The organism is Vibrio aquaticus (assembly GCF_003970385.1).
Lineage (GTDB): Bacteria > Pseudomonadota > Gammaproteobacteria > Enterobacterales > Vibrionaceae > Vibrio > Vibrio aquaticus.
Map to the genome: position 1 here is coordinate 65948 of NZ_RXZH01000012.1, position 12832 is coordinate 78779.

At 45.5% G+C, this 12832-nt stretch carries 10 protein-coding genes; 7 read left to right on the top strand and 3 right to left on the bottom strand.

Features of this window, described 5'->3' with window-relative positions:
* Window positions 1-423: a F0F1 ATP synthase subunit epsilon gene (locus tag EJ063_RS18360; RefSeq protein WP_126575760.1), complete on the top strand. Its 423-nt coding sequence runs from the start codon at window positions 1-3 to the stop codon at window positions 421-423.
* A gap of 150 nt (window positions 424-573) precedes the next feature.
* Entirely contained in the window at window positions 574-1935 is a 1362-nt protein-coding gene (gene glmU / locus EJ063_RS18365; protein WP_126575761.1) for a bifunctional UDP-N-acetylglucosamine diphosphorylase/glucosamine-1-phosphate N-acetyltransferase GlmU, read from the top strand.
* Window positions 1936-1995: 60 nt separating this feature from the next.
* Here glmU and punC read toward each other — a convergent pair whose 3' ends face one another.
* Window positions 1996-3195, bottom strand: a complete 1200-nt coding sequence (gene punC, locus EJ063_RS18370) for a purine nucleoside transporter PunC (RefSeq protein WP_126575762.1) — start codon at window positions 3193-3195, stop codon at window positions 1996-1998.
* A gap of 143 nt (window positions 3196-3338) precedes the next feature.
* On the opposite strand from punC, the gene punR reads away from it, so the two are divergent.
* Together punR and EJ063_RS18380 are read left to right on the top strand one after the other, a co-directional pair.
* Window positions 3339-4250: a DNA-binding transcriptional activator PunR gene (punR, locus tag EJ063_RS18375; RefSeq protein ID WP_126575763.1), complete on the top strand. Its 912-nt coding sequence runs from the start codon at window positions 3339-3341 to the stop codon at window positions 4248-4250.
* A 180-nt stretch (window positions 4251-4430) separates the two neighbouring features.
* Window positions 4431-6062 (top strand): sensor domain-containing diguanylate cyclase, encoded by a 1632-nt coding sequence (locus tag EJ063_RS18380; RefSeq protein WP_126575770.1) that lies wholly within the window; start codon window positions 4431-4433, stop codon window positions 6060-6062.
* A gap of 77 nt (window positions 6063-6139) precedes the next feature.
* On the opposite strand, the gene fadA is transcribed toward EJ063_RS18380, so the two are convergent.
* Window positions 6140-7315: an acetyl-CoA C-acyltransferase FadA gene (gene fadA / locus EJ063_RS18385; protein ID WP_126575764.1), complete on the bottom strand. Its 1176-nt coding sequence runs from the start codon at window positions 7313-7315 to the stop codon at window positions 6140-6142.
* A 14-nt stretch (window positions 7316-7329) separates the two neighbouring features.
* Window positions 7330-9501 (bottom strand): fatty acid oxidation complex subunit alpha FadB, encoded by a 2172-nt coding sequence (gene fadB, locus EJ063_RS18390; RefSeq protein WP_126575765.1) that lies wholly within the window; start codon window positions 9499-9501, stop codon window positions 7330-7332.
* A gap of 250 nt (window positions 9502-9751) precedes the next feature.
* On the opposite strand from fadB, the gene EJ063_RS18395 reads away from it, so the two are divergent.
* From EJ063_RS18395 to hemG, 3 genes are read left to right on the top strand one after another with little or no spacing between them, the layout of a single operon-like run.
* Entirely contained in the window at window positions 9752-10375 is a 624-nt protein-coding gene (locus EJ063_RS18395; protein WP_126575766.1) for a YigZ family protein, read from the top strand.
* Between the two features lie 45 nt (window positions 10376-10420).
* Window positions 10421-11878: a TrkH family potassium uptake protein gene (locus EJ063_RS18400; protein WP_126575767.1), complete on the top strand. Its 1458-nt coding sequence runs from the start codon at window positions 10421-10423 to the stop codon at window positions 11876-11878.
* 9 nt (window positions 11879-11887) lie between these two features.
* On the top strand, window positions 11888-12415 hold the full coding sequence (hemG, locus tag EJ063_RS18405; protein WP_126575768.1) for a menaquinone-dependent protoporphyrinogen IX dehydrogenase: 528 nt from the start codon (window positions 11888-11890) through the stop codon (window positions 12413-12415).
* Window positions 12416-12832: the final 417 nt, after the last annotated feature.

Sequence of the window (12832 nt, forward strand, 5' to 3'; positions counted from 1 at the left end):
ATGGCAGCAATAACCTTTCACCTAGACGTAGTTAGTGCAGAGAAGAAGATCTTTTCTGGCCTAGTTGAAACGTTTCAGGTGACCGGTAGCGAAGGTGAGCTTGGTATTTACCACGGCCACACTCCGCTGCTAACCGCTATCACGCCTGGCATGGTGCGTCTTGTTAAACAGCACGGCCACGAGGAATTCATTTATGTTTCTGGTGGCATGGTAGAAGTTCAGCCTGGTACAGCGACTGTACTGGCTGATACAGCTATCCGTGGTGAAGAACTGGACGCAGCTAAGGCGGAAGAAGCTAAACGTCGTGCTCAAGAAGCAATTCAGAACCAGCACGGTGATATGGACTTCGCTCAAGCGGCTAGTGAACTGGCTAAAGCCATTGCTCAGCTTCGAGTTATCGAGCTGACACAACAGCGTCGTTAGAATTAACAGCGTTGTTTAAAGTGATAAAGGCGACCGTAAGGTCGCCTTTTTGCTTATTTTTTACTAGAAATTTATCTCATTCAATTAACTAATGTTGCATTAGTGTCTAAAATGCCTTTCAGTTTTTCTACAACGTCATATAGGTAACCCATGAAATTTAGCGCGGTCATTCTCGCAGCGGGCAAAGGGACTCGCATGTATTCGAATAAGCCAAAGGTGCTTCATACGTTGGCAGGTAAGCCAATGGCTAAGCATGTGATTGATACATGCAGCAGCTTGGGCGCGCAGAACATTCATCTGGTCTACGGTCACGGTGGTGATCAAATGCAGGCCGAGCTAGCTCAAGAAAGCGTAAACTGGGTACTGCAAGCAGATCAGCTTGGTACTGGTCACGCTGTTGATCAAGCCTCTCCACAGTTTGAAGATGACGAAAAGATCTTAGTGCTTTACGGTGACGTACCTTTGATCTCTGAGGAGACGATCGAGGGGCTACTTGATGCACAGCCAACGGGCGGTATTGCGTTATTGACGGTTGTTCTAGACAACCCAATGGGTTACGGCCGTATCGTGCGTAGAAATGGTCCTGTTGTCGCTATCGTTGAGCAAAAAGATGCCACGGATGAGCAGAAGCTTATCAAAGAGATCAATACGGGTGTGATGGTCGCCACGGGTGGCGATCTAAAACGCTGGTTGTCTGGCTTAAACAACCAAAATGCACAGGGTGAATATTACTTAACTGACGTAATTGCTGCTGCTCATAGTGAAGGGCGTGCAGTAGAAGCGGTTCATCCAGTTAATCCAATTGAAGTGGAAGGCGTTAACGACCGAGCTCAGCTAGCTCGTCTTGAACGTGCTTTCCAATCAATGCAAGCGCAGAAATTGCTAGAGCAAGGTGTCATGCTGCGCGACCCAGCACGTTTTGATCTGCGTGGTGAACTTCAATGTGGTATGGACTGTGAAATTGATGCGAACGTGATCATCGAAGGTAATGTATCACTTGGGGACAACGTTGTTATCGGTACTGGCTGTGTACTGAAAGATTGTGAAATTGATGATAACACCGTAGTACGTCCTTATAGCGTGATTGAAGGCGCGACCGTTGGTGAAGAGTGTACGGTTGGTCCATTCACTCGCTTGCGCCCTGGTGCTGAGATGCTCAATGACTCTCACGTAGGTAACTTCGTTGAAGTGAAGAATACTCGTATTGGAGAAGGTTCAAAGGCTAACCACCTAACGTACCTTGGTGATGCAGAAATTGGTCAGCGTACGAATGTCGGTGCTGGCGTGATTACTTGTAACTACGACGGTGCGAATAAGTTTAAAACTACCATTGGTAACGATGTGTTTGTTGGCTCTGACTGTCAGCTGGTGGCACCGGTAACGGTAGCCGATGGCGCTACAGTGGGTGCTGGTACCACATTGACGAAAGATGTCGCAGAAGGTGAGTTAGTAATTACTCGCGCGAAAGAGCGCAAAATTACTGGTTGGCAGCGACCGGTTAAGCAAAAATAAATACTTAGAATGTAAAAAAGGCCCTAGCATCGTAAATGCTAGGGCCTTTTTGTTTATCTCTTATTCGTCACTCACGACACGTGAGTTATCAGGCGCGCTGAAGTGCTGAGATAGCTCTCTATTCGAAATAATATAACCTACCCATAAGCCAGCCATACAAATCACAATTGCAATTCCTGTCACCATTTGTGCTTGGCTTGCTAAAGCAGCGACTAGAGCACTCGAGAGACTGCTGATACTGATTTGCAAGCTATTCTGTAATCCTGCTGCAGTTGCTGGGCTCTGTTTAGCGCTCGCTAATGCTCGGTTAACAACAATTGGGTAAAGCGCACCATTGGCTACCGCAATCAGACAGAATGGCGCTAAGATTGGCCAAATTGAAGTGAGCGCCCATTGAGAAGCAATAAAGATAAGCAGTGATGCGACGCTGAACAAGCCGATGATTTGGCGCAAGACTTTTTCATCACCATATTTTTTCACTGATACCTTGCCGAAGTAACCACCCAGCATGAAAGCTATTGTTTGAGGGATAAAACTCAAGCCAATATCTTTAGCGTCATAGCCTAGTTGTGCCATGATTTCCGGCATACCCGTTAAGTACGCAAAGAAAGCCGCGGATGCAGTAGCAAACATAAGTACATTGCCAAGGTAAGACTTAGAGCGAAGTAATGATTTTATATCGCTGCCAATGCTGGTCTGTTTCGCTTCAACCGAGTCGTTGCCTTGCGCGAAAGTAGCAGCAACTAAGATTAGGCCGATGACGGTGAGTGCGATGAAAATGCTGTGCCAGCCGAAGTTGTCTGCCAATAATACGCCCAGCTGTGGGGCTAACGCTGGCGACAAAGCAACAAGCGGCATAATGGTCGCAAAAATTTGCTGACTCTGGCTTGAGTGGCGCTTAATAACCATGGCTTGCCAGATAACAGCAGGAGCACAGACGCCTATCGCTTGGATGAAACGTAAAGTCAGTAGTTGCCAAACCTGATCACTGAAGGCTAGTCCAAAAGAGGCTAGCGTGAAAAGAGCCAGGCCAGCGGCTAGCGTATTACGATGACCAAATTTGTCTGACATCAGTCCCCATGCAAGTTGACCGATAGCCATTCCGACAAGAAAGACAGTAAGAGATAGAGCGATTTGTTCTGGGCCAGTCGCAAAGTCGACTTCCATTGCTTTAAAAGCCGGTAAGTACATATCTGTTGCGACAAAACCTAGCATAGAGAGCATTGCTAGATAGAAAAGTTGCAGTTTGGAAATATTCATCTTAATTCCGTTCAAAAATATTGATTGATATTTATGTGGCTTGAATTGCCTTTTTATTGTTCGGCGTAGTTTATTGTTGGTGGTAAATAAAATGAAACGCTAAAATTTGTGGTTATCAATCAAAAAAATTGAAGGGTAAGAGTGTGGGAGCTTTTTCACAATCGTCACTAGAGTTGGTGGATACGGTTGCTCGTTTAGAGAGTTTTACCGCCGCCGCGGAAATACTGCATAAAGTACCATCGGCTGTTAGCTACAGTATTCGTCAAATAGAACAAGAGCTAGATGTGGTGCTTTTTCGGCGCTTACCACGCAAAGTTGAACTCACTCTGGCGGGTGAACTGTTTCTGAAACAAGCGCGTGTCATGCTCAGACAGATGGAAGAGACTAAAGCGCAGACTCGTCGGGCAGCGCAAGGATGGCAAAAAACGCTCAAGTTGACGTTGGATAATGTGGTCAAGCTTGAGCACCTAAAGCCGCTAATTGAACGCTTCTACGTCACCTTTCCTCATGCAGAGTTACAAATCAACATGGAAGTATTTAATGGTTCATGGGAAGCCATCTCTCAAGGGCGCGCTGATATCGTGATTGGTGCGACTTCAGCCATTCCTGTCGGTGGGGATTTTGAAGTGAAAGACATGGGAGTACTGGATTGGGCATTCGTTATGTCACCTGCACACCCTTGTGTTAGGCAGCAAAATTTAGATGAAGCGTTTGTCAGTCAATTTCCTGCAATCTGTTTGGATGATACCTCCAGTATTTTACCCAAGAGGCATACGGTTCATTACCCAAAACAAAGACGGCTACTGTTGCCCAATTGGTACAGCGCGATAGAGTGTTTAAAGCATGGTGTTGGTGTTGGATATATGCCTCGTCACATAGCTCAGCCCTTGATTACAGAAGGGCTGTTGGTAGAAAAAGTTCTGCCTGAAGAGAAACCTCGTAGCCAATGTTGTTTGGTGTGGCGAAAAGATGATAGCCATAAAATGATCGAGTGGATGGTGAACTATTTAGGGTCGAGTGAGCAGCTGTATCAGCAGTGGATTCAATCCTCATAGTTCAATTTATTATGATATTGAGCCAATACCCAATTGATAGAAAAATAATCAAATCCCAATTGTGTTTTATAATGATATTGTTAGTATTTAGGTTGTTGTTCTGTATATCTGGATAGATTGGGCGTGAAATTAGTTGATAAAAAATGGCAGATATTACCGATAGTCATACTATCGCTGTCGATGTTGCTAGGGTTGTACGGGTTTTACGTCACTCTGGAACGGTTGGTTGTCGCCCATGAGAGTGATCGCCTAACCTCATTAATGTCAGATGTCATTCATGAAATAAGAGAAGACAGCTCACAGATAACGTCAGAAACGGATATGGATGACTATATCGGTGACCTGACCCAAGCAAGTACTAACTTACGCATTCAAGTTATCTCTTCTGATGGCGCTGTTATTGGCGACACTGATCTGTCGGATCATGCGTTAGCAAACATCGAGAATCACAGTAATCGCCCTGAGTTCATTCAAGCCATAGAGAGTGGGGTCGGTAATGACGTGCGTTTTAGTACCATCACATCGACAGATCGTATTTATCACTCGGTCGTCGAGCAGATTAATGGGCAAGAACTTGTCGTCGTCATTTCCTCACCGATGTACCAGCTTAAACAGATGAACTTCCAATTGATGGGTATCTTAATCGGGATGGCGTTTTTGAGCTTGAGTTTCTTAATTGGCACTTCTTATTTCAGTAACCGTCAGATCAATCTTAAGGTAGAAGAAGAGCAGAAGAAGCAAGACGAACGTATTCGTCAACGTACTCATGAAATCGAGTTAATGCACCGCTTGGCAAATATGCTGGCGGCATGTAATAACATGGTCGAAGCACAAAAAATTGTGTCCGATATCTTGCCTAGAATTTTGGGGAACGTGAATGGTAGTGTGTCGTTGATGCGCTCATCTCGTAACCAACTGGTGACTCAATTGGATTGGGGAGATACTTGGCCAGGTAGCGCAAGTTTTGCTCCTGATGAATGCTGGTCATTACGCAAAGGTCGGGTTCATCAATCAAACGATGATTTTCATACGCTTTCTTGTGCCCACATGAATGAAATTGAACATAACCAGACGTTATGCATTCCTTTGACCGCGCACGGTAATACGATTGGTATTATGCATCTCTACTTTGGTCAGGGAGAAGTTCGAATTGATCCGATCATAGAGCAACTCGCATTCAGTGTTTCAGAGCACTTAGGTTTAGCTCTGGCTAACTTAAGCCTGCAAGAAAAACTGCGTTCACAAGCATTGAGCGATCCGTTAACGGGGCTATTCAATCGTCGTTTCTTCGAGCAGAAGCTGGAAGAACATACGATGAATTCTGCAACGACAGAGCAGCCAATTTCCTTGCTTATGTTGGATCTCGATCACTTCAAGCGATTTAATGATAACTTTGGTCACGATGCGGGTGACTTTGTCTTGAAAGAGATCAGTGCCCTACTGAAACGCAGTGTGGGTGATGATGAGATAGCGTGTCGCTTGGGTGGTGAGGAGTTAGCGGTTATTCTGCCTCAGTCGACGATGGAGCAAGCAACTGAATTTGCCGAAACGATTTGTGAGTCTGTGCGTTCCATGCACCTAGAACACAAAGGTCTATCATTGGGGCAGCTTGGTGTGTCTATTGGTGTTGCGACGTACCCTCAACCAGCGTCTGATGTAGAAGCCTTGGTTAAAATGGCCGATCAGGCTTTGTATATGGCCAAAGATACAGGTCGTAGTCGAGTGGTTAACTATTCGCAATACAGCCAGTTTAAAACGCCGCATGCTGATGTGATTGAACTAGAAGATAAGAAACCCAGTTTCGTTTCTTAATGAAAAGCTCTGTAGATTAAAGTAATGACAATAAAAATGCCCGCCATCACAGCGGGCATTTTTCATGACAGAACGAGCTACGGGCGCTCAAATACGGTTGCAATCCCCTGACCTAAACCAATACACATGGTTGCTAGGCCATATTTCGCATCTTTGGCTTCCATTAGATTGATCAGCGTGGTTGAGATACGTGAGCCTGAACAACCTAGTGGGTGACCGAGTGCAATCGCACCGCCATTGAGGTTGACCTTCTCTTCCATGACATCAAGCAGACCTAAGTCTTTCGCGCATGGTAGAGATTGCGCGGCGAACGCTTCGTTTAGCTCAACCACATCCATATCGTCAATCGACAGGCCAGCACGTTTGAGTGCTTTCTGTGTTGCAGGCACCGGACCGTACCCCATGATGGATGGATCACAACCGGCAATTGCCATACCCTTGATACGAGCACGAATGGTTAGCCCCAGCTCGTTGGCTTTCTCTTCGCTCATGATCAACATCGCTGATGCGCCATCTGATAATGCTGATGATGTGCCTGCCGTGACAGTGCCGTTGGCAGGGTCGAATACTGGACGAAGTTGAGACAAGCCTTCGACCGAAGTTTCAGGGCGAATGACTTCATCGTGATCGAGAGTAAATAGCGTACCGTCTGCCGCATGGCCTTCAATCGGCAGGATTTCGTTTTTAAAACGCCCTTCCACTGTTGCTGCATGTGCACGAGCGTGAGAACGCGCGGCAAACTCGTCTTGTTGCTCACGAGTGATTCCATGCAGCTTACCAAGCATTTCAGCGGTTAAGCCCATCATCCCAGCGGCTTTAGCAACTGTTTTTGACATACCTGGGTGGAAGTCGACACCATGGTTCATTGGTACGTGGCCCATGTGCTCAACGCCTCCAATGAGGCAGATTTCGGCATCGCCAGTCATGATGGCACGTGTTCCGTCATGCAGTGCTTGCATCGATGAACCACACAGGCGGTTCACCGTCACCGCGCCAATTTCAATCGGCAGACCAGCAAGCAGTGCCGCATTACGCGCTACGTTAAAGCCTTGCTCAAGTGTTTGTTGCACACAGCCCCAGTAAATGTCTTCAATCTCACTTGGGTTAACTTGTGGGTTACGTGCCAGAATACCTTTCATTAGGCGTGCAGATAGATCTTCTGCTCTTGTATGACGGAAAGCACCACCTTTAGAGCGACCCATTGGAGTACGTAGACAATCGACTACGACCACGTTTCTTGTTTGATTAGTCATTTGAGAATCCCTCCTTAGATAGAACCTTGCTGTTGTGAGTCGTAAAAGCTCTCGCCTTTCGCTGCCATATCAATCAGCATTTGTGGTACTTGGTACATTGCACCTAGCTCTGAGTACTGCTGCGCAATTGCAACGAACTCTGCAATGCCTATGCTATCTAGGTAACGGAACACACCGCCACGGAATGGAGGGAAACCAAGGCCGTAAACCAGTGCCATATCCGCTTCTTGAGGCGTTGCAATGATGCCTTCTTGTAGACATAGAACGACTTCATTGATCATCGGAATCATCACGCGATTGATGATGGTCTGGTCGTCAAAGTCCTGCTTATCGGCACAAACGTCAGCGAGTACCGGCAATATGTCTTCTGAGAAGGTTTTCTTAGGTTTGCCTTTTCTATCGATGGCGTAGCTGTAGAAGCCGTTACCATTTTTCTGACCGAACTTGTCTGCTTCATACAGCGCATCGATCGCGTCACGGCCCTCTTTACCCATACGCTTAGGGAAACCTTGCGCCATCACAGCTTGTGCATGGTGAGCGGTATCAATGCCAACCACGTCAAGTAAGTACGCAGGTCCCATCGGCCAGCCAAACTTACGCTCCATGATTTTGTCTATTTGGGTAAAGTCAGCGCCATCACGAAGTAGCATGCTGAAACCGCCAAAGTATGGGAACAATACTCGGTTTACAAAGAACCCAGGGCAGTCATTGACGACAATCGGTGATTTGCCCATTTTCGCTGCGTAAGCTACAACGCGATTGATGGTTTCATCAGAGGTGTGCTCACCACGAATAATCTCCACTAATGGCATGCGGTGCACTGGGTTGAAGAAGTGCATACCACAGAAATTTTCTGGGCGTTTTAATGATTTTGCCAATAGGTTGATTGGAATCGTCGAGGTATTGGAGGTGATAACAGTATCGTCACCGATATTCGCTTCAACTTCAGCTAAAACTGCCGCTTTCACTTTCGGGTTTTCTACTACGGCTTCAACAATCACGTCTGATTCTTCGATGCCTGCGTAATGTAGACTCGGTGTAATAGACGCTAAAATACCAGCCATCTTAAAGCCATCAATACGACCACGAGATAAGCGTTTGTTGAGCAGTTTCGATGCTTCAGTCATGCCTAAATCAAGCGATGGTTGCGCGATGTCTTTCATCAGTACCGGTACGCCTTTGAGTGCGGATTGGTAAGCAATACCGCCGCCCATGATACCCGCACCAAGCACAGCTGCACGACCAGTATCTTTGCTTGCCGATTTAGCCGCTTTCTTCGCAAGGCCCTTGATGTATTGGTCGTTCAAGAATAAACCGACCAGAGACTTCGCTTCTTCTGACTTAGCCAGTTTAACGAAATGCTCACGCTCAATGTCGAGTGCTTCGTTACGAGCGAAGCGAGCGCCTCTCTCAATCGTCACAACAGCCGTCATTGGTGCAGGGTAGTGAGGCCCCGCTTTTTGTGCGACTAGACCTTTTGCCATGGTAAAGCTCATCATTGACTCAAGCTTACTTAGCGTCAGTGATGAAGTTTTCTGTTTGCGGCGCGCTTGCCAATCTAGCTTTTCGTTGATAGCTGATGTCAGTGTCTGTAGTGCTGATTCATAAAGAGCGTCAGTATCAACAACCGCATCTAAAAGGCCAATCTTTAACGCTTCATTTGCTCGGCATGCTTTACCTTGAGTGATTACTTCCATGGCACTATCAGCACCGATAACGCGTGGTAGACGTACACATCCACCAAAGCCTGGCATGATGCCAAGTTTGGTTTCTGGTAAGCCAATGCTGGTGGTCTTGTCACCAATACGCATATCCGTCGCGAGTACACACTCACAGCCGCCACCTAATGTGTGACCTTTTAGCACTGAAATTGTTGGAACGGGTAAGTCTTCTAGCTTGTTGAAGATGCTATTGGCAAATTGCAGCCATTGATCGAGTTCAGCGTCTGTTTTGGCAAATAGACCTAAGAATTCGGTGATGTCTGCGCCCACGATGAACGCCTCTTTGTCTGAGGTGAGCATTAAGCCTTTTAGCCCTTGATGGGCGCTTAGTGCATCTAGGGCTTTATCTAGTGACTCCAATGTGGCTAGATCGAGCTTGTTTACGGATTTTGGAGAGCAGAAGCTGAGCTCTACAATTCCATCTTGTACTTCCTTTACCTGTAGGGTTTCGGCTTGGTAAATCATTGTCTATCTCCATGACATACAATCTTGGATTGTGTGTTTATCTGTTGCGTTTGACTGGCAACATATAAGCAGGAAAGCTGTTATATTTTTAATCTGGTTTGACCAGTGATTTTAGTTTGGATCGGTCGTTGGTTAAATTCAATACATTTTTTAAACAAGTGTTTAACATTGTGCGCTCTAACCGATCTTTGCAGACGCATAAATCCCTCTCATGCTACACTCACAAAATTACGCCTAAGTCAGTGAAATTATGAGTGACCAACCCTATTTGATCCCTTCAGCCCCCTCGCAATTTGAAGAAGAAATTAAAAAAAGTGTCTTCATTACTTATTTAGCGCATACCCCAAACATCGCATCGGCAAAAGCTTTTGTAGAGCAGATCAAGACGAAACATTCAGATGCAAGGCACAACTGTTGGGGATTCGTTGCCGGTCGCCCGGAAGATTCGATGAAGTGGGGGTTCAGTGATGATGGAGAGCCATCAGGAACCGCAGGTAAGCCGATTCTAGCCCAGCTTGCTGGAAGTGGTGTGGGTGAAATCACAGCAGTAGTGACTCGTTACTCAGGGGGGATCAAACTAGGGACCGGTGGTTTGGTGAAGGCATATGGTGGTGGCGTTCAACAAGCTTTAAAGACGCTTCAAACAATTGAGAAAAAAATAACCACAAAACTGTTACTAGAGTTAGACTATGGGTTCATGGCTATTCTTCAGTCTCTAATGCCTCAATTTGGAGCGCAAGAAATCAGTGCAGATTATAGCGAAGCAGTAAGCATGGTTGTCGAAATCGAAGTTCGTCAAGTGGATGACTTTACGCAGACCGTAGTCAATAAAAGTGGCGCGAAGGTTAATGTTACCGCGTTGGATAAATTATAAAGATAATTGGGAAGTTAGAAGCAACGCTTCGTACATCATCATTTCATGCAATTTCGTTCTATTATACGCATTGTAGGGCTATTACTCGCTCTATTTAGCCTATCTATGCTTGCCCCAGCACTTGTGGCACTGATCTATCGTGACGGTGCGGGTGTTCCTTTTGTCACAACTTTTTTTGTTCTACTTTTCTGTGGTGGTGTCTGCTGGTTTCCCAATCGCAGATATCGACACGAACTGAAGGCTCGTGATGGTTTCCTGATTGTTGTCCTGTTTTGGACGGTACTAGGTAGTGCCGGTGCATTGCCCTTCTTAATTGCTGATAACCCTAATGTGTCAGTAACCGATGCCTTCTTTGAGTCTTTTTCTGCACTAACTACCACAGGCGCGACCGTCATTGTTGGTTTGGATGAATTACCTAAAGCCATTCTTTTCTATCGTCAGTTCCTGCAATGGTTTGGCGGGATGGGTATCATTGTTCTAGCTGTAGCGATTCTTCCTGTACTTGGCATCGGTGGTATGCAGTTATATCGGGCTGAAATTCCAGGTCCTGTTAAAGATTCGAAGATGACCCCTCGAATTGCCGAAACAGCCAAAGCACTGTGGTATATCTATTTGAGCCTGACTCTAGCCTGTGCCGGTGCGTTTTGGCTTGCGGGCATGACCCCATTTGATGCGATTAGTCATAGCTTCTCGACAATCGCTATTGGGGGGTTCTCTACTCATGATGCGAGTATGGGTTACTTCGACAGTTATGCAATCAATATGATCACGGTAGTGTTCCTACTGATTTCCGCCTGTAATTACTCTTTACACTTTGCTGCCTTTGCTTCTGGCGGTGTTCATCCTAAGTATTATTGGAAAGACCCTGAGTTTCGCGCGTTTCTCTTCATACAAGCACTGCTCTTTTTAGTCTGTTTTCTGGTCCTTCTCAATCATCATTCTTACAACTCCGTTTATGATGCTTTTGATCAGGCGTTATTCCAGACCGTTTCGATATCGACGACTGCGGGTTTTACGACTACTGGTTTTTCTGACTGGCCTCTATTCTTACCCGTACTTTTGCTGTTCTCTTCATTTATAGGTGGATGTGCTGGGTCGACTGGTGGTGGTATGAAGGTGATTCGTATCTTGCTCCTAACTCTACAGGGGGTGCGTGAGTTGAAACGCTTGGTTCACCCTAGAGCGGTTTACACCATTAAAGTTGGAGGAAGTGCACTGTCGCAACGTGTAGTGGATGCGGTCTGGGGTTTTTTCTCTGCTTATGCCTTAGTCTTTGTGGTTTGTATGCTAGGACTTATCGCTACGGGGATGGATGAATTGAGTGCCTTCTCAGCGGTTGCTGCGACATTGAATAACTTAGGTCCTGGCCTCGGTGAAGTCGCATTGCATTTCGGTGATGTTAATGACAAAGCAAAGTGGGTGTTAATCGTCTCTATGCTGTTTGGGCGATTAGAAATCTTTACTCTACTTATATTACTTACTCCAACGTTTTGGCGTAGCTAAGGAGAAAACGTGTCAAAAGCTCTATTTCTGTATTCTAGCCGTGAAGGGCAAACGAAGAAGATATTTCAATATATAGATAAGCATCTAGCGGACTTTGAATGTGATGTTATCGACTTACATACAGTTGGTGATGTTGATTTCTCTACTTATGACAAAATATTAGTAGGGGCGTCGATTCGATATGGCCATCTCAATAAGAAGCTCTATCAATTCATCGAGAACAACCTAAAGCAACTAGAATCTACAAAAGTCGCGTTCTTCTGTGTCAATTTAACCGCCCGTAAAGAAGACCAAGGAAAAGACACGCCGGAAGGTAGTGCGTATATAAAGACGTTTCTTAAGAAGTCACCTTGGAAACCTGAACTCATAGGTGTTTTTGCTGGTGCTCTCTATTACCCACGTTATAACTGGTTCGATAAGATGATGATCAAGTTCATTATGTCGATGACGGGTGGCGAAACCGATACAACCAAAGAAGTTGAATATACCAATTGGGAAAAAGTGGCTCTTTTCGCTGATAAATTCAAAGAACTGTAGAAATAACGTGCTCTTTTGGGCTCTTTTGATGCAAATTTATCCGAACGATAAAAAAGTCAGAAAAAACGTGAAAAAGGGCTTGCCAATGTGATCGCAATCTCTATAATGCCACCTCGCTGACACGGGAACGCTTCGAAAGAAACGAGAACGAATTAGCAAGGTCAATTAGCCAAGCGGAAACGCTTGAAAATAAGTTTGAAAAAAGTGGTTGACACTTAACTTTATCTCGCTAAAATGACCGTCCGATTTGAGCAAGGCTCAATCGAAAAGCTCTTTAACAATATAAACCTATCAATCTGTGTGGGCACTCGTTGATGATAATCCAAAGCTTATTTCGATAAGCACAAAGATTTCAATGAACTGAGTGACCAATACAAATAACTTCGGTTATTTGGCACAGTCAATTCATTATCGTTC